The 21,101-nt window shown below is 65.6% G+C and carries 24 protein-coding genes; 10 read left to right on the forward strand and 14 right to left on the reverse strand.

Annotated features, from left to right (window positions below; genetic code table 11):
* Positions 1–7 precede the first annotated feature (7 nt).
* From zapD to glnA, 10 genes are all read right to left on the reverse strand, one after another.
* A complete protein-coding gene (gene zapD, locus EBN1_RS11555; RefSeq protein WP_041647195.1) occupies positions 8–763 on the reverse strand; it encodes a cell division protein ZapD in 756 nt (251 codons plus the stop codon).
* A 120-nt stretch (positions 764–883) separates the two neighbouring features.
* Positions 884–1,501, reverse strand: a complete 618-nt coding sequence (gene coaE, locus EBN1_RS11560) for a dephospho-CoA kinase (protein ID WP_011238137.1) — start codon at positions 1,499–1,501, stop codon at positions 884–886.
* Positions 1,498–2,274: an SPOR domain-containing protein gene (locus EBN1_RS11565; protein ID WP_041646256.1), complete on the reverse strand. Its 777-nt coding sequence runs from the start codon at positions 2,272–2,274 to the stop codon at positions 1,498–1,500. Before EBN1_RS11565 ends, coaE begins: the two co-directional genes overlap by 4 nt.
* Before the next feature lie 50 nt (positions 2,275–2,324).
* Positions 2,325–3,692: a TrpB-like pyridoxal phosphate-dependent enzyme gene (locus EBN1_RS11570; protein ID WP_011238139.1), complete on the reverse strand. Its 1,368-nt coding sequence runs from the start codon at positions 3,690–3,692 to the stop codon at positions 2,325–2,327.
* A gap of 55 nt (positions 3,693–3,747) precedes the next feature.
* Positions 3,748–4,476: a type III pantothenate kinase gene (locus EBN1_RS11575; protein ID WP_011238140.1), complete on the reverse strand. Its 729-nt coding sequence runs from the start codon at positions 4,474–4,476 to the stop codon at positions 3,748–3,750.
* The gene (locus EBN1_RS11580; RefSeq protein WP_011238141.1) at positions 4,473–5,282 is read right to left on the reverse strand and encodes a biotin--[acetyl-CoA-carboxylase] ligase; all 810 of its coding nucleotides are present in this window, start codon (positions 5,280–5,282) and stop codon (positions 4,473–4,475) included. The genes EBN1_RS11575 and EBN1_RS11580 overlap by 4 nt, the downstream gene beginning before the upstream one ends.
* A 104-nt stretch (positions 5,283–5,386) precedes the next feature.
* Positions 5,387–6,814 carry a nitrogen regulation protein NR(I) gene (gene ntrC, locus EBN1_RS11585; protein WP_011238142.1) on the reverse strand — a complete coding sequence of 476 codons (1,428 nt, stop codon included), beginning with the start codon at positions 6,812–6,814 and terminating at the stop codon, positions 5,387–5,389.
* A gap of 43 nt (positions 6,815–6,857) precedes the next feature.
* Entirely contained in the window at positions 6,858–7,925 is a 1,068-nt protein-coding gene (gene glnL, locus EBN1_RS11590; RefSeq protein WP_011238143.1) for a nitrogen regulation protein NR(II), read from the reverse strand.
* Positions 7,926–7,979: 54 nt separating this feature from the next.
* The gene (locus EBN1_RS11595; RefSeq protein WP_011238144.1) at positions 7,980–8,456 is read right to left on the reverse strand and encodes a DUF4124 domain-containing protein; all 477 of its coding nucleotides are present in this window, start codon (positions 8,454–8,456) and stop codon (positions 7,980–7,982) included.
* A gap of 131 nt (positions 8,457–8,587) precedes the next feature.
* Complete coding sequence (gene glnA, locus EBN1_RS11600) at positions 8,588–9,997, reverse strand: type I glutamate--ammonia ligase (RefSeq protein ID WP_011238145.1); 1,410 nt, start codon at positions 9,995–9,997, stop codon at positions 8,588–8,590.
* Between the two features lie 355 nt (positions 9,998–10,352).
* Between glnA and EBN1_RS11605 the strand changes: the two genes are divergently transcribed.
* The 6 genes from EBN1_RS11605 to EBN1_RS11630 all read left to right on the forward strand — a co-directional run bounded on the left by EBN1_RS11605 (position 10,353) and on the right by EBN1_RS11630 (position 15,070).
* On the forward strand, positions 10,353–10,805 hold the full coding sequence (locus EBN1_RS11605) for a rhodanese-like domain-containing protein (protein ID WP_011238146.1): 453 nt from the start codon (positions 10,353–10,355) through the stop codon (positions 10,803–10,805).
* A 98-nt stretch (positions 10,806–10,903) separates the two neighbouring features.
* Entirely contained in the window at positions 10,904–12,004 is a 1,101-nt protein-coding gene (nadA, locus tag EBN1_RS11610; RefSeq protein WP_041647198.1) for a quinolinate synthase NadA, read from the forward strand.
* Positions 12,004–12,765 (forward strand): endonuclease/exonuclease/phosphatase family protein, encoded by a 762-nt coding sequence (locus tag EBN1_RS11615; protein ID WP_041646257.1) that lies wholly within the window; start codon positions 12,004–12,006, stop codon positions 12,763–12,765. The genes nadA and EBN1_RS11615 overlap by 1 nt, the downstream gene beginning before the upstream one ends.
* The gene (clsB, locus tag EBN1_RS11620; RefSeq protein WP_011238149.1) at positions 12,762–13,919 is read left to right on the forward strand and encodes a cardiolipin synthase ClsB; all 1,158 of its coding nucleotides are present in this window, start codon (positions 12,762–12,764) and stop codon (positions 13,917–13,919) included. Before EBN1_RS11615 ends, clsB begins: the two co-directional genes overlap by 4 nt.
* A gap of 118 nt (positions 13,920–14,037) precedes the next feature.
* On the forward strand, positions 14,038–14,271 hold the full coding sequence (locus EBN1_RS11625; RefSeq protein ID WP_011238150.1) for a DUF2789 domain-containing protein: 234 nt from the start codon (positions 14,038–14,040) through the stop codon (positions 14,269–14,271).
* Between the two features lie 88 nt (positions 14,272–14,359).
* Positions 14,360–15,070 carry an SDR family oxidoreductase gene (locus EBN1_RS11630; RefSeq protein WP_011238151.1) on the forward strand — a complete coding sequence of 237 codons (711 nt, stop codon included), beginning with the start codon at positions 14,360–14,362 and terminating at the stop codon, positions 15,068–15,070.
* A 49-nt stretch (positions 15,071–15,119) separates the two neighbouring features.
* Here EBN1_RS11630 and gluQRS read toward each other — a convergent pair whose 3' ends face one another.
* Both gluQRS and EBN1_RS11640 read right to left on the reverse strand, forming a co-directional pair.
* On the reverse strand, positions 15,120–16,067 hold the full coding sequence (gene gluQRS / locus EBN1_RS11635) for a tRNA glutamyl-Q(34) synthetase GluQRS (protein WP_011238152.1): 948 nt from the start codon (positions 16,065–16,067) through the stop codon (positions 15,120–15,122).
* The gene (locus tag EBN1_RS11640; RefSeq protein WP_041646259.1) at positions 16,064–16,315 is read right to left on the reverse strand and encodes a hypothetical protein; all 252 of its coding nucleotides are present in this window, start codon (positions 16,313–16,315) and stop codon (positions 16,064–16,066) included. Before EBN1_RS11640 ends, gluQRS begins: the two co-directional genes overlap by 4 nt.
* Before the next feature lie 33 nt (positions 16,316–16,348).
* Between EBN1_RS11640 and EBN1_RS11645 the strand changes: the two genes are divergently transcribed.
* Both EBN1_RS11645 and EBN1_RS11650 read left to right on the forward strand, forming a co-directional pair.
* Positions 16,349–16,615 carry a hypothetical protein gene (locus EBN1_RS11645; protein ID WP_041646261.1) on the forward strand — a complete coding sequence of 89 codons (267 nt, stop codon included), beginning with the start codon at positions 16,349–16,351 and terminating at the stop codon, positions 16,613–16,615.
* A 64-nt stretch (positions 16,616–16,679) separates the two neighbouring features.
* Positions 16,680–17,480, forward strand: a complete 801-nt coding sequence (locus tag EBN1_RS11650; RefSeq protein ID WP_041646263.1) for a peptidylprolyl isomerase — start codon at positions 16,680–16,682, stop codon at positions 17,478–17,480.
* A gap of 140 nt (positions 17,481–17,620) precedes the next feature.
* On the opposite strand, the gene ychF is transcribed toward EBN1_RS11650, so the two are convergent.
* Both ychF and nhaR read right to left on the reverse strand, forming a co-directional pair.
* A complete protein-coding gene (ychF, locus tag EBN1_RS11655) occupies positions 17,621–18,712 on the reverse strand; it encodes a redox-regulated ATPase YchF (protein WP_011238155.1) in 1,092 nt (363 codons plus the stop codon).
* Positions 18,713–18,933: 221 nt separating this feature from the next.
* Positions 18,934–19,830: a transcriptional activator NhaR gene (gene nhaR / locus EBN1_RS11660; protein WP_011238156.1), complete on the reverse strand. Its 897-nt coding sequence runs from the start codon at positions 19,828–19,830 to the stop codon at positions 18,934–18,936.
* A 122-nt stretch (positions 19,831–19,952) separates the two neighbouring features.
* On the opposite strand from nhaR, the gene EBN1_RS11665 reads away from it, so the two are divergent.
* Entirely contained in the window at positions 19,953–20,306 is a 354-nt protein-coding gene (locus EBN1_RS11665; protein WP_011238157.1) for an HPF/RaiA family ribosome-associated protein, read from the forward strand.
* A gap of 49 nt (positions 20,307–20,355) precedes the next feature.
* Positions 20,356–21,021, forward strand: a complete 666-nt coding sequence (locus tag EBN1_RS11670; protein WP_011238158.1) for a Bax inhibitor-1/YccA family protein — start codon at positions 20,356–20,358, stop codon at positions 21,019–21,021.
* The last annotated feature ends 80 nt before the right edge of the window (positions 21,022–21,101 follow it).

The raw sequence follows: 21,101 nt of genomic DNA on the forward strand, positions 1-21,101 counted from the left end.
GGGGCAGTCAGAGACTGCAGAAGGTAATTTCGAACGGAATGTCGCGTTCAGCCAGCCGCGGGCGGACCACCGTCTCGGACAGCATGAAGCGGATATTGATTGCGTATTTGTTGGCACTGATCTCGGGCACGACCGCTTCCGCGGGCGCGAGCCGCAACTGCAGCATCTGCGCGCCGCGCCCTCCCATCGTCAGCTGGTACGTGCCGCCGCGCGCAAGCTGCCTTTCAGGCTGGGCGCTCGCCCGCAGCAGACGAAGCACGATCGTGAGGCCTTCGCGAATCGGGATCATCGGGCGTAGCCAGCCTTCCAGATCGCCGCGGCGTTGCTCGGGGTCGCGGTTGAGCCAGTAGTGATACGACGGGAGGTCGAACTGGCAAACCCCGCCCGGGATCGACGCGCGGCTGCGGATCGCCATCAGCCACTCGTTTTCCCGCAGGTACTGCCCGATTTTTCCCGCCATGGCGAGCAGGGACGACGACGCCTGCTCGATTTCGTACAGCGCCCCCGACAGCGCCTGTTCCGAGATCTCCGGATTGTGGCGAAACGAGATCAGGATCTGCCGCTGGCGCTCCAGTTCCTGCACCAGGTCCACCTTCAGGTCGGCACGCCCGGCGACCTCGAGCACCTCGAACAGCGTCAGCAGGGCGACGTGGTGGTCCTGGGGTGCATCGCCGCCGAGGAAGTGGGCGATCTTGGCGTACAAGTCCTCGAGGCGCAGTAGCGTCCGGATACGCTCGTTCAGAGGATATTCGTAGCTGATCACCGGCTGTGCCCGCAAAGCCAGGGCGTCCTGGCTGGAGCGCCGGATGATAGCACAGCCCCCGAACCCCGGCCGTCCGGCTGGATTCTTTAGCGTCGGGCGCAAGATGCAGCGGTCCGGAGCTCAGCCTGTCGCGCGCGCGGCGGCGAGATACCGGGCGTGCAGGCGGTCGACCTGCGCATAAAGCGACGCCAGGTCGCCACTGTTGTCGATCACGTCGTCCGCCGCGGCGAGCTTTTCTTCACGGCTCGACTGGACGGCGATGATCGCGCGAACCTGGTCTTCGGGCAAATGACTGCGGGTCATGACGCGGGCGATCTGCACATCCACCGGGCAATCCACGACACAGATGCGGTCGTATCGGTCGCGGTACGCGTTCGATTCGATCAGCAGCGGCACAACGAGGACGGCGTACGGACCGCGTGCCTCGCGAATCTGGCGATCGCTCTCGGCGCGGATCGCCGGATGGATGATCGCTTCGAGTTGCCGGCGCGCCTGCGGATCGCTGAACGCGAGATCGCGCATCGCCTTGCGGTCGAGCGCGCCGTCGACGGTGATGACGGCGTCGCCGAATGCCGCACGGATCGGTTCGATCGCTGCGCCGCCGGGTGCGGTGAGTGCGTGGGCGATCAGGTCGGTGTCGATCACCGCAGCGCCGAGTTCGGCGAGACGATCCGCGGCTGCGCTCTTGCCGCTGCCGATGCCCCCGGTCAAGCCGACCAGGAAGTGATGGGAATTCATGGATTGCATCCGGTCTTGGCGGCGCCAGCCTGAGCGGCGCCGCGGGATTTGTCGAAGGTCGCGAGTGCGGCCGAGGGGCCGCGTATCTCGATGCGATAAACGGGGGCGTGACGTGGAGTTACGCCCGCGCCCCGCACCCGCTTAGTGCGAAGAAAAGCAAGATGCTGCTGCGCTTTGGCTTCGGTCTTGAAGAGGCCGAGCGAAACCGCGAACTGGTTCGGCCCCGCCTCGTGGACGATGAAGTAATCGCGAATGCCGAGCGCGCGCAGCTCGGTCACCTTGCGGTCGGCGCCGTCACGGCCCCCTTCGGGAGGGATGCGCACCCACCAGGCGCTCGGAGCACTGGTCGTGGTGCGCTCGACTTGCAGCCCGGCGACCGCTTGGGCCTGCGCGGTGAGCGCATCGGCCTGGCTTCCCGCGAGGCCGCGATAGGCGGCGCACGCCAACGGTTCGACGGGCGTCTCCACCGCTACCGATGCGACATCGGGCTGGTGGGCGGCTGAATTGGCGGTGAGCGGGAGTTCGGTGGCCGGTGCGGTGAATGGCGGGATGGCTGGCGCCGGGGCCGTCGGCTCGGCTTCGGCCGCACGCGCCTGTGCGCGATCGCTCGCCGGCTGCTGCGGGTGCAGGATGATGCGGCCGGGGTTGAGCTGGTTCGTGAGCCGCTCGGGTTCGCCGTCGGGCACGGCGGCCCCGAGCCAGCCTCGCGTCGATGCGAAGGCGAGCAGGTTCGACAGGATCAGGACGATAAAAATCAGGCGCATTGCGGGCATGGGGTGCAAGCTTATCGGAGTGCCCGCGAAGTCATCGCTCGCCGCCCTGTTCAGCCGAATTTCGGCAGGTGCGCCAGCGACGCTGCCACCGCGTCGGCCGGATAGTCGTAGTTTTCGAGCTGGCCGGAGAAATAGCGGTCGTAGGAGCTCATGTCGAAGTGACCGTGGCCTGTCAGGTTGAACAGGATCGTCTTGGGTTCGCCGGTTTCCTTGCACTTGATCGCTTCGTCGATCGCGGCGCGAATCGCGTGGCACGATTCGGGCGCCGGAATGATGCCTTCGGTGCGCGCGAACAGCACGCCGGCTTCGAAAGTCGCGAGCTGGGGCACGGCGACGGCTTCGAGCAGCCCTTCGTGGTAGAGCTGCGAGACCAGCGGCGAGTCGCCGTGGTAGCGCAAGCCTCCGGCGTGAATGCCCGGGGGCATGAAATCGTGGCCCAGCGTGTACATCTTCATCATCGGCGTGAAGCCGGACGCGTCGCCGAAGTCGTAGGCGTACTCGCCTTTCGTCAGCGTCGGGCAGGAATTCGGCTCGACCGCGACGCAGCGCAGATTCTGCGCGCGCTTGTCGCCGGCCGCCTTGTCGGCAAGGAACGGGAACGCGATGCCGCCGAAGCTCGAACCGCCGCCGCAGGGGCCGAGGACGACGTCGGGATAGAGGCCGATCTTGTCGAACTGCTTCTTCGCTTCGAGGCCGATGATGCTCTGGTGCAGCAGCACGTGGTTGAGCACCGAGCCGAGCGTGTAGTTCGTGTCGCTGCGGCTGGCGGCTTCCTCGACCGCTTCCGAGATCGCGAGGCCGAGCGAGCCCTGGTTGTCCGGGTCCTTTGCGAGCGCGTCGCGCCCGGTTTGCGTCAGCTCGGACGGGCTGGCGAACACTTCGGCGCCCCACGTCTGCATCATCAGCCGGCGGTACGGTTTCTGATGGTAGCTGACCTTCACCATGTAGACACGCACTTCGAGGCCGAACATCTGCCCGGCAAAGGCGATCGACGAGCCCCACTGGCCGGCGCCGGTTTCGGTCGCCAGGCGCTTGATCCCGGCCTGCCTGTTGTAAAAGGCCTGCGGCACTGCCGAATTCGGCTTGTGCGAACCTGCCGGCGAGACGCCTTCGTTCTTGAAGAAGATCTTCGCCGGAGTGCCGAGTGCCCGTTCGAGCCGCACCGCCCGCATCAGCGGGCTGGGGCGCCAGATCTTGTAGGTCTCGCGCACTTCGTCGGGGATCGGAATCCAGCGCTCGGCGCTCAGCTCCTGCTCGAGGATTTGCGTCGGGAAGATCGCCATCATCTGCTCCGGGCTGACCGGCTTGCCGTCCGCGCCGAGCGATGGCGCCGGCGCGTGCGGCATGTCCGCGACGACGTTGTACCAGTGCGTCGGGATCTCGTTTTCTTCCAGCAGGATGCGGGTCGGTTCGGTCACGTTGTCTGCTCCGTTGAATGCACAGAAAGGAATATCGGATTGCTGCGAGGGACGCTCATGCGGCTGCGTCCTCGCGCGCGACGACTGCGAGCCCTTTCAGGACGAGATTGTCGACGCGCGAAAAAGGGATGCCAAGTAGTTCTTCGAGCTGCGGCGCGGCGCCTCCGCTGAGCAGGCAGCGGGCGCCGGGCAGGTGCGCGATCTGGCGGAACATCCGTTCGATCGCTCCGGCCTGCGCGTTGCGGCAGCCGGAGACGATCGCGTCGGCCGTATTGCGCGGCGCACCGACGTAGCGCCCTTCGGCAAACGGCAGCTGGGCAGTGTTGCCGGCGAGTGCGCGACGCATCAGGTCTTCTCCCGGCAAGATGATTCCGCCGTCGAAGTCGCCCGACGCGGCGAGGACGTCGACGGTCGTCGCCGTGCCGGCGTTGACGACGAGGCAGGCCGCGCGGTGCAGCGCGCGGGCGCCGATCAGCGCGACCCACCGGTCGGCGCCGAGCTGTGCGGGATTGTCGTAACGGTTGCGCACGCCGCAGCGCTCCGCCGAGGCGTGGATCCACTGCGGCGCGCTACCGACACCGCGCAATGCGGCAGCAATTGCGGCGGCGATGTCGGCGCCGGCGACGTTCGTGCCGACGACCCGGCGCAGACCGGGATGAGCCGCCACGATATCGCCCAGCGCGGCGACTTCGGCGTGGATAAGGGCCCCTTCGGCGATCCAGGCCTCTCCCCGGATCACGCCCCACTTGATGCGGGTGTTGCCCGCGTCGATCAGCAGGATCACTGCCGGACTCGCAGCGACACTTCGCCGGAGAGGATGCGCACCAGCCCGTCGTCACTGCGGATCAGCAGCGCGCCGTCTTCATCGACGCCTGCGCAGATGCCGTCAAGTTCGCGGCCTTCGCCGCTGACGCGCACCGGCAGGTCGGCGAACGCGTTGCGTTGCTGCCAGGCGCCGCGCAGCGCCGGAAAGCCGGCTGCGGCGTAAGTCTCGAACAGCGCGTGCAATTCGGCGAGCAGCGAAGCGAGCAGCGCGCTGCGATCGGGCAGCTCGGCCAGGTGCGCGGCAAGATCGGTGACGCCTGGCTGGTCCGGGATCGAAGTGCCGGCGGGCAGTCGCAGGTTCAGGCCGATTCCGACAACCGCTGCCGGGGTGCGGGCGCGGCCCGGCAGCAGTTCGACGAGAATGCCGGCGAGCTTGTCGCCATGCACCAGCACGTCGTTCGGCCACTTCAACTGCAGCCCCTCGACGCCGAGCTTCTCGAGCGCCCGGACGACGGCAAGGCCGGCCACCAGCGACAGTCCGGCAGGCACCGGCGCACCCGGTTGAAAGCGCCACAGCGCCGAGAAAGTCAGGCTGCCGCCGGGCCAGGACTGCCACAGCCGCCCGCGCCGGCCGCGACCGGCGGTCTGGCGATCCGCGACGACGACGGGAATCCGGCCGTCGTCGGCTGGGGGCGCATCGATGAGTTCGCTGTTCGTGGAGGCACATTCACCCAGGAGTCGCACGTCGAACGCACTCGCGAGCGTTCCGAGCGGCGCGGCGATCGCTGCGGCAGTGAAGGGCTGTTCGGTGGTCGGGGCAGTCAAGCCGGTTTTCCCGTGTCGTGGGTGAAAGCCGGCATTATCCGATATTGGACGGTCGCGCACGAGCGTGGGGCGCAGTCGCAGGGGAGTTTCTTCGGCCTCGCGCGTTAGCTGGAAGCGTTTTCGCTCGCCGGCGGATGCCGATGGTCCTCCATCCCGAGTTCCTGGATCTTGCGCGTGATCGTGTTCCGGCCGATGCCGAGCAGCAGCGCCGCGTCGATGCGCCGTCCGCCAGTGGCCGTCAGGGCGCGGCGGATCAGCGTGCGTTCGAATTCGCGCGTCAGGCGGTCGAAGACCTCGCCGGGGGAAGTCGCGATCAGGCGGTCCGCCTCGACGGCGAGTCCATCGACCCAGGCGACGGGCATCTCGCGCTCGGGCCGGTCGCGCATTTCGGGCGGCAGGTCGGCGACCTCGATGGTCTGTCCCGGCGCCATCACCGTCAGCCAGTGGCACAGGTTCTCGAGCTGCCGGACGTTGCCGGGGAAAGGTAGAGCCTGCAGGTACTTCAGCGCCGGTTCGGAAACGCGCTTGGGCTCGACGCCGAGATCCTGCGCACTTTTCTGCAGGAAATGCCGCACCAGGATGGGGATGTCCTCGCGGCGCTCGCGCATCGGCGGCAGGCGCAGGCGGATGACGTTGAGGCGGTGGAACAGGTCCTCGCGAAACAGCCCCTGCCGCACGCGGTCTTCGAGGTGCTGGTGCGTCGCGGCGATGACGCGCACGTTGGCGCGAACCGGCTGGTGGCCGCCGACGCGGTAGAAATGATTGTCCGACAGCACTCGCAGCAGGCGGGTCTGCAGTTCGGCGGGCATGTCGCCGATCTCGTCGAGGAACAGCGTGCCGCCATCGGCCTGTTCGAAACGCCCGCGGCGTTGCGCAGCCGCGCCGGTGAAGGCGCCGCGCTCATGGCCGAAAAGTTCCGATTCGAGCAGGTCGCGCGGGATCGCTGCAGTGTTGATCGCGATGAACGGGGCGTCACGGCGGGGACTGTGGCGATGCAGCGCGCGCGCGACCAGTTCCTTGCCGGTGCCCGATTCGCCGTTGATCAGCACCGTCGCGTGCGACTGTGCGAGGCGGCCGATCGCGCGAAACACTTCCTGCATCGAAGGTGCCTGGCCGAGGATTTCGGGCGCGACGGTCGCCTCCTCCGGTGCGCCCTGCTGGTGCGCGTTCTGGGCGATCGCACGCTGCACGAGGGCCACCGCCTGGTCGACGTCGAAGGGCTTGGGCAGATATTCGAATGCTCCGCCCTGGAATGCCGAGACCGCGCTTTCGAGGTCGGAGTAAGCGGTCATGATGATGACCGGCAGGTGCGGGTGCAGGGTTTTCACGCGCTGCAGCAGCCCGAGGCCTGATTCGCCGGGCATGCGGATATCCGAAACCAGCACTTTCGGGGGGTGGGGCGCGGTTTCCAGCGCCGTGAGCGCTTCGCCCGCCGAGGCAAAGCTGCGGTGCGAAATGTTTTCGCGGCTGAGGGCTTTTTCGATCACCCAGCGGATGGAGCGGTCATCATCGACGATCCAGACGGTGTTCATCAGTCATGCACTTTTTTGGTGCGATCGTGCCTGATCGTAATCCTCACGCACGGTCGGTAATCGGCAGCAGGATAGTGAAGCAGGTCCGCCCGCGACGGCTGTCGACCTCGATCATTCCCTGATGCTGCTCAATGAAGCTCTGGGCCAGCGACAGGCCCAGTCCGCTCCCGCCTTCCCGCCCCGAGACCAGTGGATAGAAGATCTTGTCGCGGATCTCTTCCGGAATGCCGGGGCCGTTGTCGATCACTTGCAATTCCAGTGCCAGTTTGAAACGCCGCTTCGCCAGCGTGACCTGCCGGGCGACCCGCGTGCGCAAGCGGATTTCCCCGCGGCCTCCCATCGCCTGTGCGGCGTTTCGCGCGATGTTGAGAATCGCCTGGATCAGTTGTTCGCGGTCGGCGGTGAACTCCGGCAAGCTGGTGTCGTAGTCGCGCCGCACCGCGAGCTCGGGAAACTCGGCAAGAATCAGGCGCCGCACGCGTTCGAGCACGTCGTGGATGTTGAGCTGCCCGGGACGCATCATGCAGTGCGAGGTCAGCAGCCGGCTCATCAGGTCCTGCAGCCGGTCGGCTTCGGCGATGATGACTTCAGTGTATTCGCGCAGTTGCGGGTCCCCCAGCTCGCGTTCGAGCAGCTGCGCCGAGCCGCGGATGCCGCCGAGCGGGTTCTTGATCTCGTGCGCGAGGTTGCGGATCAGCTCGCGGCTCGCCTGTTGCTGCTGCAGGAGCTGCTCTTCGCGTGCGACACGCAGCTGGGCGTCGATCGGGCGGAATTCGAGCAGCAGGCGAACGCCTACGGCTTCGGCTGGGCTGACGGTGCAATCGAGGTGAAGCGGCTCGGCGTCGGAACGTGCGATCTTCAGGTTCTGGCCCGTGTAGCTCCAGTTCTTGTGCAGCGCATTGTGCAGCGCCGCCCTCAGCCCGGCCGGCTCGCCGAGCAGCGCCGACAATGGCTGTCCGAGCAGGCGACGCTGGCTGACTTCGAAAAGGTTCTCGGCGCCTGCGTTGAGGTAGCGGATGACGAGCTCGGCGTCGACGAGGACGATCGCCGAAGACAGCAGATCCAGACCGGCGAACGGGCCGGGGTTCGAAGGGCGGTGTAGGTCGGGCATAAGCGTCCTGGGGAGTCCGAAGAGGTCTCGCAAAAAACGCGCCAGGCCCCTTCGCTACTTGAGGTTGCCGATTTCCTTTTTCAGTGCGTCGACATTGCGCTGGTGCAGTTCGACCTTGTCCTTGTAGGGCTGCAGCCGGTCGAGCACCTTCTGGTAGTTGCGCTCGTTGCCGAGCCGGATCGCCTCCTGCTCGACGAGCGCTTTTTTGGCTTCGGCGAGCGCTGTTTCCTCGACGAGGAGCTCTTTCTCGAGCACCTGGCGCCGTGTGCCGTCGCGCGCGCGCTGCGCTTCGGGAGTAACGCGCGGGAAATCGCTCGGTGTCGCGCGCGGCTGCGAGGCGGGGGCGCGGGGCGGGGCAGGGATCGACGACACGGGCTGGTCTTCGCTCAGTTCCTTGCAGCTGCGGGCGAAAGTACTGTCGTTGGTGTAGGTGACGCTGCCGCTGCTGTCGACGCATTTATAGACGCTTGCATGCGCGGGCGCGGTGGCGACCAGAATGAGGACGGCAGGGAAAAGGCGGATGTCGAGCATGAGGGCTGGCAGGAAATCCATTGGGGAAGCATGGGCCGTGCGGAAAGATCGCCGGCGGGTGGCGGCGATTAGACCTCATAAAAAAGGGACGGGCAATGCCCGTCCCTCCCGTGACCCGGGTAATGCGCAGATCAGAGGCTGTAGTACATGTCGAACTCGACCGGGTGGGTCGTGATGCGCATGCGGTCGACTTCCTCGCCTTTCAGTGCGAGGTACGCGTCGATGAAGTCGTTCGAGAACACACCGCCGCGGGTCAGGAACTCGCGATCGTTGTCGAGATACTCGAGCGCCTGGTCGAGGCTCGTGCAGACGGTCGGGATCTTCGCGTCCTCTTCCGGCGGCAGGTCGTACAGGTTCTTGTCGGCCGGATCGCCCGGGTGGATCTTGTTCTGGATGCCGTCCAGACCCGCCATCATCAGCGCCGAGAACGCGAGGTACGGGTTGGCCAGGGGATCCGGGAAGCGCGCCTCGATGCGGCGGCCCTTCGGGTTCGCCACGTACGGGATGCGGATCGACGCCGAACGGTTGCGCGCCGAGTACGCGAGCTTGGTCGGGGCTTCGTAGTGCGGCACGAGGCGCTTGTACGAGTTCGTGCCGGGGTTCGTGATCGCGTTCAGCGCGCGCGCGTGCTTGATGATGCCGCCGATGTAGTAAAGCGCCATTTCCGACAGGCCGGCGTAGCCGTTGCCGGCGAAGAGGTTCTGGCCGTCTTTCCAGATCGACTGGTGAACGTGCATGCCCGAGCCGTTGTCGCCGACGATCGGCTTCGGCATGAAAGTCGCAGTCTTGCCGTACTGGTGCGCGACGTTATGCACGATGTACTTCAGCACCTGCGTCCAGTCGGCGCGCTTCGTCAGCGTGCTGAACTTGGTGCCGATCTCGCACTGGCCGGCGTTCGCCACTTCGTGGTGATGCACTTCGACCGGCACGCCGCACGCTTCGAGTGCGAGCACCATCGCGGCGCGGATGTCGTTGAGGCTGTCGACCGGCGGGACCGGGAAATAGCCGCCCTTGATGCGCGGACGGTGACCGGTGTTGCCGCCTTCGAACTTGTCTGCCGTCGACCACGCAGCCTCTTCGGAGATGATCTTGCTGTAGACGCCCGACATGTCCACCGACCATTCGACCGAATCGAAGATGAAGAACTCGGGTTCGGGGCCGAAGAACGCGGTGTCGCCGACGCCGGTGCTCTTCAGATAGGCTTCGGCGCGCTTCGCGATCGAGCGCGGATCGCGGTCGTAGCCCTTGCCATCGGACGGCTCGATGACGTCGCAAGTCAGCACGACCGTGGTTTCGTCGAAAAACGGGTCGATGTACGCCGAACCTGCTTCCGGCAGCAGGATCATGTCGGAAGCCTGAATGCCTTTCCAGCCGGCGAGCGACGAGCCGTCGAACGGGTGACCGTGCTCGAAATGGTCTTCCTCGAACGCCGAAACAGGCAGGCCGACGTGATGTTCCTTGCCGCGGGTATCGGTAAAGCGCAGGTCGACGAAGCGGACTTCGTTCTCCTGGATCATCTTCATGACTTCTTGGGCGTTCATATTCACTCCTGGTCAGATCGGGCGATAGCGATTAACGGCGAAACTTCCGTTGCGCGGCAATAAGCAGCATCCGTGCCATGGGCGTTTGGCGTGTCCGGCATTGTGCCACAAGGCAAGAGGGCGGCGCGGGAGCGTTATCACGATTGCCGTACCAGTCGGAATCCGGCAGCTACCCTCGCCGCCAGCGAGCAAATTTGCGGTTGAATGCACCATTTCGGGATCCTGTACGAGGCGTGCGCACCATCATGGTGCAGTACAGGCCGTTGCAGGAAGGAGGAGCGGGAACGCGCTCGCTGGTGGGCGCTCTGCGAGCGGAGCGATATACTTCTCCGACTTGTCTATCCGGATGACGGCAATGGGAAAACTGACTGATCTGCTCGGGCTCGCGCGGCGCCGCGCGCAGGAGCTGAATTTGCCGTACGCGGGCGCGCTGACGCCCGCCGAGGCGTACGAAGTCTGGCAACTCGCGCCGGGAGCGCGGCTCGTCGATGTCCGTACGCGTGCCGAGTGGGACTGGGTCGGCCGCGTGCCCGATGCAGTGGAGATCGAGTGGTTGAGCTATCCGGGGAACCAGGCGAATCCCCACTTCCTCGCGCAGCTGAAACGTGAAGTCGATCCCGAGGCGCTGGTGATGTTCATGTGCCGCTCCGGCGGCCGCTCCGACAAGGCGGCGCGTGCAGCGAGCGAGGCGGGTTATCCGGAGTGCTACAACGTCCTCGAAGGTTTCGAGGGGGACCTCGACGCGAACGGCCGGCGCAACCGCATCGGCGGCTGGCGCCATGCCGGCCTGCCGTGGCGGCAGAGTTGATCCGGTTCGCAGCGTGACGGTGTCCATGGCAACCCCTGCGAGTTGCCATGGTCTGAATTACATTGCTACCGATTGAGATACGAAAGAGATACCGAATGATGCAAGTTGCCCCCATCAGTTTCGATCGTTTCAACGCGCTCCGGGACGACGAGGCGCAAGCCCGCATCCGCGCCGCGCGGGCGCGGCTTGGCGACCGGGCCGTGCTGTTGTGCCATCATTACCAGCGCGCCGACGTCTACCAGCATGCGGACCTGACCGGCGACTCGCTGAAGCTGTCGCGTCTCGCCTCGCAGACCGATGCCGAATTCATCGTGTTCTGCGGCGTGCATTTCATGGCCGAAGTGGCCGACATCATGTCGCAGCCGCACCAGAAGGCGATCCTGCCCGACCTGGCCGCGGGCTGCTCGATGGCCGACATGGCGAGCCTGGCGAAAGTCACGCGCTGCTGGCGGGAACTTGCGGAAGTGCTCGGTGCGCCTGACGAACTCATCACGCCGGTCACCTACATCAATTCGGCGGCCGACCTGAAAGCCTTCTGCGGCGAGCATGGCGGCATCGTGTGCACCTCGACGAACGCACCGACGATCCTCGACTGGGCGTTTGCACAGCGGCCGAAAGTGCTGTTCTTCCCCGACCAGCACCTGGGGCGCTGGACCGGCTACAAGAAAGGCATTCCGCTCGACGAGATGGTCGTATGGGATCCGGACCTCGAATACGGCGGGCTGACGCCGGAACAGATCCGCAACGCGAAGATCCTGTTGTGGAAAGGGCACTGCTCGGTGCACCAGATGTTTCAGGAAAGCCATATCCGGCGCTGGCGCATGCAGCACCCGGAAGGCTTCGTGATCTCGCACCCCGAGAGCAACCTCGAAGTCTGCATCAACTCCGATTACGTCGGTTCGACCGAATACATCATCAACACGATCAAGGCCGGCGCGCCGAACACGCACTGGCTCGTCGGCACCGAACTGAACCTGGTCGACCGTCTTGCGGGGGAAGTCAAAGCCGAAGGCAAGATCGTCCAGTTCATGGCCCCTACGGTGTGCATGTGCTCGACGATGCAGCGTATCGACCCGCAGCATCTTGCCTGGACGCTCGAAAACCTCGCCGATGGAAATATCGTCAACCTCATCCGGGTGCCGGCGCACGAAGCGCAGCTCGCGAAGGTCGCACTGGACCGCATGCTGTCGGTGTCGTGATGGGCACGGTGCCGGCCCTGCGCGTCTGCACCTACAACATCCACAAGGGATTCTCGCAGTTCAATCGCCGCATGGTGGTGCATGAACTGCGCGAACGTCTGCGCACCCTCGACGTGGATGTGGTGTTCCTGCAAGAAGTGCAGGGTCTGCACCTGGGGCACGCGAACCTCCATCCGAACTGGCCGGGCTCGCCGCAGCACGAATTCCTGGCCGAGGACGTGTGGAGCCAGTTCGCATACGGTGGCAATGCGGTCTATGACCACGGGCATCATGGCAATGCGGTCCTGAGCCGCTACCCGATCGTCTCCTCGATGAACCAGGATGTGTCCGACCACCGCTTCGAGCGGCGCGGGATACTCCATTGCGAAGTCGAGGTGCCCGGCATCGGCGAGCCGGTGCATTGCGTGTGTGCGCATCTGGGCCTGATGGCGGGCAGCCGGCGCCGCCAGATGGGGGCGCTCGCCGAGCGGATGGAACAGGTCGCTCCCGGCGGCGCACCGCTGATCATCGCCGGCGACTTCAATGACTGGCGCAACCGCGCTGCCCAACTGCTCGGCCGCAGGCTGGGCCTGCGCGAAGCGTTCGACCGGGGCCGCGGAGAACCGGCGCGCAGTTTCCCGAGCACCGTTCCGGTGCTGTGCCTCGACCGGATCTACGTGCGCGGTTTCCGGGTTCGCCAGGCGCAGGTCCATTGCGGGCTGCCGTGGTCGCGAATTTCCGATCATGCGGCGCTCACTGCGGAGCTGGAGTTCGGCGGGTGACGGAGTTTCTCCCCGGCAACGCGATCACGCTGCTGGAGAATGGCGGAGACTTCTTCCCCGCACTGCAAGAGGCGATCGACGGCGCGCGGAAGGAAATCTTCCTCGAAACCTACATCTTCGAGAACGACGCGACCGGCAGCCTGATCGCCACTGCGCTTCGACGCGCCGCTATGCGCGGCGTGGCGGTGCGGCTGCTGGTCGACGGGTTCGGCGGGCGCCAATTCGTCCGCACGCTGATGCCCGAACTGATCCCGGACGGTGTCGGGGTGATGATCTACCGCCGCGAGCTGCGCATGCTGGCGTTGCGCCGACACCGGCTGCGTCGCATGCATCGCAAGCTGGCCGTCATCGACGGGGCGGTCGCGTTCGTCGGCGGCATAAACATCGTCGACGACCTGCAGGGCGGCCTGTTCGAACGCCCGCGCTTCGACTATGCGGTGCGCGTCGAAGGGCCACTGCTCGGACCGATGCTCGAGTCGATGCACCGCCTGTGGCGGCTCGTGTCGTGGGCGAGGCTCGGTCGCCGGCTGCACGACCCGCTGCTCGTTCTGGCGAAGACCGCGCCTGCCGGGACGGTGCGCGCCGCATTCGTCACGCGCGACAACCTGCGGCGCCGGCGCGACATCGAGGACGCCTATCTCGAGGCGATCGGCAGCGCGCGCACCGAGGTGCTGATCGCCTGCGCGTATTTTTTCCCCGGCCGGCGTTTCCGTCAGGCTCTGGTCGATGCTGCCGAACGCGGAGTGCGCGTGTCGCTGCTGCTGCAGGGCGTGTCCGACCACCCGATGCTGTGCCATGCGACGCGTGCGCTGTATCCGTTCTTTCTCGGGCGCAGCATCCACCTGTTCGAATATCACCATAGCCATCTCCACGCGAAAGTCGCGGTCGTCGATCGGCGCTGGGCGACGGTCGGTTCGAGCAACATCGACCCGTTCAGCCTGCTGCTCGCGCGCGAAGCCAACGTCGTCATCGACGACGTCGGTTTCGCGACCGAGCTCAATGGGAGCCTCCAGAGGGCGATCGCGAGCGGTGCGCGAGAACTGCGCCGCGAGGACTGGCGCCGGCTGCCGACGCTGCGCCGCGTCACCAGCTGGATTTCGTACCAGCTGGTGCGACTGGCAATCGGGGTGGCCGGCTACGGTGGCAAACATTGAGATCTGGCGCCTGCCCGGCCTGAACTCGCGCGGGAGCAGATACTCTATAAAAAGCTGAGAAGCGCATTTGGCGCGATCATCGCGCGAAGTGATTTTTCCGACGACAAGGAGGTTTGCGATGGAACTCTCGACCCACTCGCTGAGCAACCTGTTCGCCCAGCTCGGCTTGCCCTCGGATGAGGCGTCGATCGAACGATTCATCGCCAGCCATTCACCGCTTCCCGAGAACATCGCGCTTGCCGATGCGTCGTTCTGGACGCCGGCCCAGGCAGCTTTCCTGCGCGAGGAGATCAGTGACGACGCGGACTGGGCCGAGATCGTCGATCAGCTCAATCTGAGCCTGCGATCCTGAGGGATGTCCTCACACATGGCCGCACCCCGCGCCCGAGTGCCGGCCGGGAGCGAATGACGGTCGACGTCGGCAAAGCAGGAGCCGGATCATGGAAAGCCGCACCATCTCGGTCATCAGCGGGGCGAGCCGCGGACTCGGCCGCGCTGCCGCCTACCGCTTGGCGATGATGCCGGACCACTTGGTGATTGCCACGGCGCGCAATCCGGCCGATCTTGCACCGTTGTGCTCGAAGCTGGAGCTGAGCGGACATTCGCTGGAAACCTGCCGCCTCGACGTGACCGAGGATGCGTCCGTGGACGCGCTGCGCGACTGGATCGCAGAACGCTTCAGCCGTGTCGATGTGCTGATCAACAACGCCGGCGTGCTCCTCGACCGTTATTCGACGAGCATTCTCGAGCTGCCGGTCGACACGCTTCGCGCGACGCTCGAAACCAACCTGTTCGGCGCGTTGCGCGTCTCCCAGGCGCTGCTGCCGCTGATGCGCGCGAGTCGTGCGGGGCGCGTCGTCAATCTCGCGTCGGGGATGGGGCAGCTCGCTGAAATGGAAGCCGGAGCGCCCGCGTATCGTATCTCGAAAACCGCCCTGAATGCTTTGACGCGCATCCTCGCGACGGAAATGGCCGAGTACCGCATCAAGGTGAATTCGGTATGCCCAGGCTGGTGCCGCACCGATCTTGGCGGGCCCGAAGCGCCGCGCTCGCCCGAAGAGGGCATCGACAGCGTGGTATGGCTGGCGACGCTGCCCGACGACGGCCCTACCGGCGGATTCTTCCGCGACCGCCAGCCGATCCCGTGGTGAGGCTTCGCGCGGACGCAAAGGGGCCGGTGATGTCCGGTAGCGGTGATTTTCAAAGGGAGGATGGGTTTTCGCGTGCGCGGGCGGAAAATGCGCCGGGCGCTTCCGCCTGCAGCTGCCGCGGTACGTCGACGAGGGACCAGTGCGTCACGGCCCATTTCCATGTCTCGCGCAACGAGGCACGGCCGAGCGCGGGGGGCGGATTCTGGCCGAGAAAGGTGAGCGCGGCGAACAGCGCCCGGGCTGGCGGTAGCGCCGCCACCGGTGCGGCCAGCGTCTGCTTCGACAGCTTTTCGCCCGCCGTGTTGACGACGACCGGCAGGTGGGCATAGGCCGGCGTCGGGTAGCCGAGCAGATGCTGCAGATGGATCTGGCGCCCGGTCGAACCGAGGAGATCGGCGCCGCGCACGATGTCGGTCACGCCCGCCGCCGCATCATCGACCACCACCGCGAGCTGGTACGCGAACTGGCCATCGCCGCGCAGCACCACGTAGTCGCCGACTTCGGTCGCGAGATCTTCCTCCTGCGGCCCCTGGATGCGGTCCGCGAACGCGATCCTTCCGTGCGCCCGCACGCGCCACGCATGCGCGCTGCGCCCGGGCGGCAGGCCGTTGCGGCACGTGCCCGGGTAGAGCCGCGAGCCGTCGCGCGCGAGCGCCGAATCGGCCATCTCGCGGCGCGTGCAGGCGCACGGGAAGACCTGGCCCGCGGCTCTGAGGCGCTCGAAAGCGTCGCGGTAGGCGTCGAGCCGCGCGCTCTGCCACACGGGTTTGCCGTCCCATTCGAAGCCGAAACGCTCGAGCGTCGCGAGGATGTCCTGCGCAGCGCCGGGCACGGTGCGCGGCGTGTCGACATCCTCGATGCGGAGCCGCCATTGGCCGTGATGCGCGCGGGCGTCGAGAAAACTGCCGACGGCCGCGACCAGCGAGCCGAAATGCAACGGCCCGCTCGGGGACGGCGCGAAGCGGCCGACGTACGGGGGCGCGGCGTCGTCGATCATGCCTTGGCCGGCAGCGCCATCCTCGTGGCGGGAGGTGCGGCGAAGTCGGCAAAGCGCCTCGGGTGCCGGCCGACGGGGGCGAGATCGTGCGGCAACTGCGGGGACGCGAGACAGGCGAATTCGACCTCCCGCAGCGCCGTCAGGCGGCCTGCGGCGATCAGCTCCGCGATCGCGTCGCCGACTCCCGGCGCGATGCCGAAGTCGGCGACGCAGGCAATGATCGGCCGGGTTTCGGGAAGATGGGGCATGGTGTGACTTTATCGCGGACGTCCCGTCAACGTGTGAAGGTACGGCTGTGCTTACTCCCGGTTGTCTCCGCGCCCGAAGATTTTTTCGAATGTGAAGCCGTGCCTCGCCCCGATCTGCTCTATCCGCGTCCCGATGCTCCTGTCGTGGCGCGTTTCTTCGCCGCCACGCGCATCGGGCTGACCTGGAACGCGCTGCTGATGTACGCTCTCACCGAGCTCATCGCGCTGCATTGCCTGCTCGCGCTGAACCTGACTCCGGCAGCTTGCGCAGGATTTTCAACACTGATTTTCAACGCTTAAACTCCTGTCCTGCCCGCATGCCTCTACGGCATCGGACATCCTCAACCCCCTGGCCGCTAACACCATGGACAACATTGTCACCTTTTACAGAAACAGCCCCGAGGCGATCACCGTCAATGGCGAGCGAATCAGCGAAGAGACGATCACCGCGGTCATGGCCCAGTTCCCGGACGCGCCCGATCCCCGGCAAGCGGCCGCGCGCTCGCTGGTAGTGCGCACGCTGCTGCGCCAGCGCGCCGCAAACCTCGGAATCGAGGCCGACAACGAGGAGGCGGCAGTCGAAAAACTGCTGGAGCGCGAAGTCAAGCTCGAGCCGGTCGCCGACGAGGAAATCCGTCGCTATTTCGACGCCAACCGGCAAAGATTCCGCAGCGGTGCGCTTTTCGAAGTCCGCCACATCCTGTTCGACACGACACGCGACGGGAGTGACAGGGCAACCGCGCAAAAGGCAGAGCGCGCGCTGTTCCACCTCAGGAACAATCCGGAAGCGTTCGAACGGGTTGCAGCGGAGGAATCATGTTGCACGAGCGCGAAGATCGGCGGAGCGCTGGGCCAGATCTCGGAGGGCGCGGTCGTCCCCGAATTCTGGGTGGCTCTCGTCAATTTCGGCAAGGCGGGGCTATTGCCCCAGCTCGTCGAGACCCGCTTCGGCCACCATATCGTCATGATCGACCATCTCGCGCTTGGCGAAGCACTGCCGTTCGAAGCGGTGCAGGCCAGGATTCGCGATTATCTGACCGGTCGTCTGGAACAATTGACGTACCAGCAGTACGTCGCGCAGTTGATCGGCCAGGCACACATTGTCGGCATCGACCTTGGCGATCAGGGACCGAAGCCAGCCGGTCCCGGCCTTCCTGCCGAGTGACACGAAGCAGGACGCAAGCCGCGGCAGCACGCAGGATCGTCGGCCTTTATCGCAAGTTGCCGTACGACAAACCCCGTAACCACAGAAGCTTGCGGGGTTGGTGCTGCCGGATGCCGGATGCCTGATTCCGCAGTCCGGGGTCAGACGTTGAACAGGAAGTTCAACACGTCGCCGTCCTTGACGACGTAGTCCTTGCCTTCGGCGCGCATCTTGCCGGCTTCCTTCGCGCCCTGTTCGCCCTTGTACGCGATGAAATCGTCGAACGCGATCGTCTGCGCGCGGATGAAGCCGCGCTCGAAGTCAGTGTGGATCACGCCGGCCGCCTGCGGCGCGGTATCGCCGACGTGGATCGTCCAGGCGCGCACTTCCTTGACGCCGGCGGTGAAGTAGGTCTGCAGGCCGAGGAGCTTGTAGCCGGCGCGGATCAGCCGGTTCAGGCCCGGTTCCTCGAGGCCTAGGTCGGCGAGAAATTCGCTCTTGTCGGCGTCGTCGAGTTCGGCGATCTCGGCTTCGATCGCAGCGCAGATCGCGACGACCTCGGCTTTCTCGGCAGCCGCGTGAGCGACGACGGCGTCCAGATGCGGGTTGTTTTCGAAGCCGCCTTCCTTGACGTTCGCGACGTACAGCACCGGTTTTGCGGTGATCAGGCAGAACGGCTTCAGGCTCGCCCATTCTTCCTTCGCCAGGTCGAGCGCGCGCACCGGCTTCGCCTGGTCGAGCTGCGCAATGCATTTTTCGAGCACTGCGACGAGGACTTTCGCATCCTTGTCGCCCGCGGCGGCGGGACGCTTGTAGCGGGCGAGCGCCTTGTCGACGGTCGCCATGTCGGCGAGCGCGAGTTCGGTGTCGATGACTTCGATGTCGCGGATCGGATCGACGCTGCCCGACACGTGCACGACGTTCTCGTCGGCAAAGCAGCGCACGACATGCACGATCGCGTCGGTCTCGCGGATGTTCGCGAGGAACTGGTTGCCGAGGCCTTCGCCTTTCGACGCGCCGGCCACGAGGCCGGCTATGTCGACGAATTCGACGATTGCCGGCTGAACTTTCTGCGGCTTGACGATCGTGGAAAGCGCGTCGAGCCGCGGGTCAGGCACTTCGACGATTCCGACGTTCGGCTCGATCGTGCAGAACGGGTAATTTTCGGCAGCGATGCCGGATTTCGTCAGGGCGTTGAAGAGGGTCGACTTGCCGACGTTCGGCAGGCCGACGATTCCACATTTGAGGCTCATTTAGAACTCTTTCCGGTCAAGTGGTTACGCTGGTGTCAGTGCGCCATCAACACCGGATCATGAAGACGAGCCAGCGAACGGCGAAGAGAGACCGAGGATGGACGGTTGGATGTCTGAACTGGTTCTGATGACACAGTTTCGACACGGGGACGGGCATTCTAACATTCAGCGATACGACGATAGGCCGGCGGCCGCGCGCTCCCCTACGGCTCCCATTGCCGTCAATCCCGCTTCGCGCCCTCCAGTCCCGAACGGCTGATCGCCAGCGTCGCCGGGTGGGAGATGCGGCGCTCGACCGAGATCGCGTAATAGGCTTCGCTCACTGCAGACGCTTCGCCGAGGCAGCGCACGCCGTGCTGGTGGCATACCTGTTCAGCGATCAGCGTCGCAGCGGGGAACACGCCGACGCCTGCTTCACCGAACGCTTTCATCAGCGCAGCGTCGTCGAATTCGCCGACGATGTGCGGCGCGATGTGCTGTTCTTCGAACCACTGCATCAGCGGCCGCCGCACCGCGGCATCGGCGCCCGGAATCAGCATCGGCTGGCGGACGAGGTTCGCCGGGAAACTGCCCGTCAGGCTTTCGGCGAGCGACGGGGCGGCGAAAAAGCTGATCGACGATTCCCCCAGCTTGTGGTTGTAGCCGCGCACGTCCGTGTGGGCCGGCATCGGGCTGTCGGCGAGCACGACGTCGAGCTTGTGGATCGCCAGGTCGCCGAGCAGCCGGACCATCTTGTCCTCGCGGCAGACGATGCGCACCGGTTCGGCAAGCTTCATCGACGGCGCGAGCAGCAGCCACGCGATCGCTTTCGGCACGACATCGGCGATTCCGACGCGGAACGGAATCGCGCGACCGGCGGCACGGTTGTGCAGCGCCTCCTCGAGTTCGCTGCCAACGCGGAAAATCTCCTCGGCGTAATCGAGCACCATCTGGCCGGTTTCGGTCAGGGCGAGCCCGCGTCCGCGACGGCGGAACAGCGAGACGCCGAGGCTCGCCTCGAGGATTGCGATCTGGCCGCTCAGCGTTTGCGGAGCGAGGCCCGAGCGCTCGCTTGCGCGCACGATGCCACCTGCGCGCGCAACGTTCCAGAAGTGGTGGAGCTGCTTGAAATTGAGCATCGCGCCCTCTCGACTCTTCGGTAAAACATGATAAAAATTCCGTTGAACTCGTATTTTATCGAACAGTCTGAAGCTTAGTATCAACGAACAGATGCCGGTATCAACCACAAGGGAGAAGAAGCATGCGCATCGATCTGCAATGTAGCGGTCTGGAAGCACCGTCGGGTCTGCGGGACTATGTCGCGCGGCGAATGCGTTTCGCGATCGGCCGCTTTCGCGACCAGATTCAGTGGGCGCGCATCAAGGTCGCGGACGTGAACGGACCGCGCGGCGGGGCCGACAAACGTTGTGTGGTACAACTGCGGCTGCGCAATTGCCCGGATGTGATCTTTTCGGTGACCGGGACGGATGCGCGCCCGCTCGTCGATCTGGCCGCGGAACGGGTTTCCCAGGTGCTGGTGCGCCGCCTCGCCCGTTTGCGGCAGTTCAGCCGGGAGGCAGCAGCCGGCCCCGATCCCGTCATGGCCGGAACCTGACCCGGGCGGCGGGCTCAAAACAACTTCGATTCAAGGAGGTAGACATTCAATGGAAAACCGAATCGGTACGATGACGAGGTCGGAGGCCTCGGTCCTCTCGACGAACAGGGTCATCCGCAACACCTACATGCTGCTGTCGTTGACGCTGGCATTCTCGGCGCTCACCGCCGGCGCGTCGCTCGCGCTCGGCCTGCCGCACCCGGGCATCATCCTCACGCTGGTGGGGTATTTCGGCCTGCTGTTCCTGACGACGAAGTTCCGCGACAGCGGGCTGGGCATCCTGTTCGTGTTCGCGCTCACCGGCTTCATGGGCTACACGCTCGGCCCGATCGTGTCCCACTACCTCGCGATGCCCAACGGCGGGCAGGTGGTGATGCAGGCGATGGGCGGTACCGCGGCGATTTTCCTTGGCCTGTCGGCGTACGCGCTGACCAGCCGCAAGGACTTCTCGTTCATGGGCGGCTTCCTGGTGGTCGGCATCCTCGTCGCCTTCCTCGCCGGCCTGGGCGCCATCTTCTTCGAGATGCCCGGCTTGTCGCTCGCGGTGTCGGCAATGTTCGTACTGCTGATGTCCGGTCTCATCCTCTACGAGACCAGCAACATCATCCACGGCGGTGAGACGAACTACGTGATGGCGACGGTGACTTTGTACGTGTCGATCTACAACCTCTTCACGAGCCTGCTGCACATCCTCGGCGTGATGAACAACGACTGAACGTTGCCGCTGCGGCGGCCATGCGGGGCGGTTCGCGCAGGCGGACCGCCCCGTTTTTTTGCGCGACCGCTCCTGGCTGC

The organism is Aromatoleum aromaticum EbN1, from assembly GCF_000025965.1.
Lineage (GTDB): Bacteria > Pseudomonadota > Gammaproteobacteria > Burkholderiales > Rhodocyclaceae > Aromatoleum > Aromatoleum aromaticum.

What these genes read in the sequence shown, in the direction of transcription:
- coaE (WP_011238137.1), bottom strand. Translation starts at nt 1,501, where the DNA reads ATGAATTCCCATCACTTCCTGGTCGGCTTGACCGGGGGCATCGGCAGC.
- EBN1_RS11640 (WP_041646259.1), bottom strand. Translation starts at nt 16,315, where the DNA reads ATGCCCCATCTTCCCGAAACCCGGCCGATCATTGCCTGCGTCGCCGAC.
- nadA (WP_041647198.1), top strand. Translation starts at nt 10,904, where the DNA reads ATGCAAGTTGCCCCCATCAGTTTCGATCGTTTCAACGCGCTCCGGGAC.
- nhaR (WP_011238156.1), bottom strand. Translation starts at nt 19,830, where the DNA reads ATGCTCAATTTCAAGCAGCTCCACCACTTCTGGAACGTTGCGCGCGCA.
- EBN1_RS11605 (WP_011238146.1), top strand. Translation starts at nt 10,353, where the DNA reads ATGGGAAAACTGACTGATCTGCTCGGGCTCGCGCGGCGCCGCGCGCAG.
- glnA (WP_011238145.1), bottom strand. Translation starts at nt 9,997, where the DNA reads ATGAACGCCCAAGAAGTCATGAAGATGATCCAGGAGAACGAAGTCCGC.
- EBN1_RS11625 (WP_011238150.1), top strand. Translation starts at nt 14,038, where the DNA reads ATGGAACTCTCGACCCACTCGCTGAGCAACCTGTTCGCCCAGCTCGGC.
- ychF (WP_011238155.1), bottom strand. Translation starts at nt 18,712, where the DNA reads ATGAGCCTCAAATGTGGAATCGTCGGCCTGCCGAACGTCGGCAAGTCG.
- EBN1_RS11630 (WP_011238151.1), top strand. Translation starts at nt 14,360, where the DNA reads ATGGAAAGCCGCACCATCTCGGTCATCAGCGGGGCGAGCCGCGGACTC.
- EBN1_RS11665 (WP_011238157.1), top strand. Translation starts at nt 19,953, where the DNA reads ATGCGCATCGATCTGCAATGTAGCGGTCTGGAAGCACCGTCGGGTCTG.
- EBN1_RS11565 (WP_041646256.1), bottom strand. Translation starts at nt 2,274, where the DNA reads ATGCCCGCAATGCGCCTGATTTTTATCGTCCTGATCCTGTCGAACCTG.
- EBN1_RS11615 (WP_041646257.1), top strand. Translation starts at nt 12,004, where the DNA reads ATGGGCACGGTGCCGGCCCTGCGCGTCTGCACCTACAACATCCACAAG.
- EBN1_RS11650 (WP_041646263.1), top strand. Translation starts at nt 16,680, where the DNA reads ATGGACAACATTGTCACCTTTTACAGAAACAGCCCCGAGGCGATCACC.
- EBN1_RS11595 (WP_011238144.1), bottom strand. Translation starts at nt 8,456, where the DNA reads ATGCTCGACATCCGCCTTTTCCCTGCCGTCCTCATTCTGGTCGCCACC.
- EBN1_RS11670 (WP_011238158.1), top strand. Translation starts at nt 20,356, where the DNA reads ATGGAAAACCGAATCGGTACGATGACGAGGTCGGAGGCCTCGGTCCTC.
- gluQRS (WP_011238152.1), bottom strand. Translation starts at nt 16,067, where the DNA reads ATGATCGACGACGCCGCGCCCCCGTACGTCGGCCGCTTCGCGCCGTCC.
- glnL (WP_011238143.1), bottom strand. Translation starts at nt 7,925, where the DNA reads ATGCCCGACCTACACCGCCCTTCGAACCCCGGCCCGTTCGCCGGTCTG.
- ntrC (WP_011238142.1), bottom strand. Translation starts at nt 6,814, where the DNA reads ATGAACACCGTCTGGATCGTCGATGATGACCGCTCCATCCGCTGGGTG.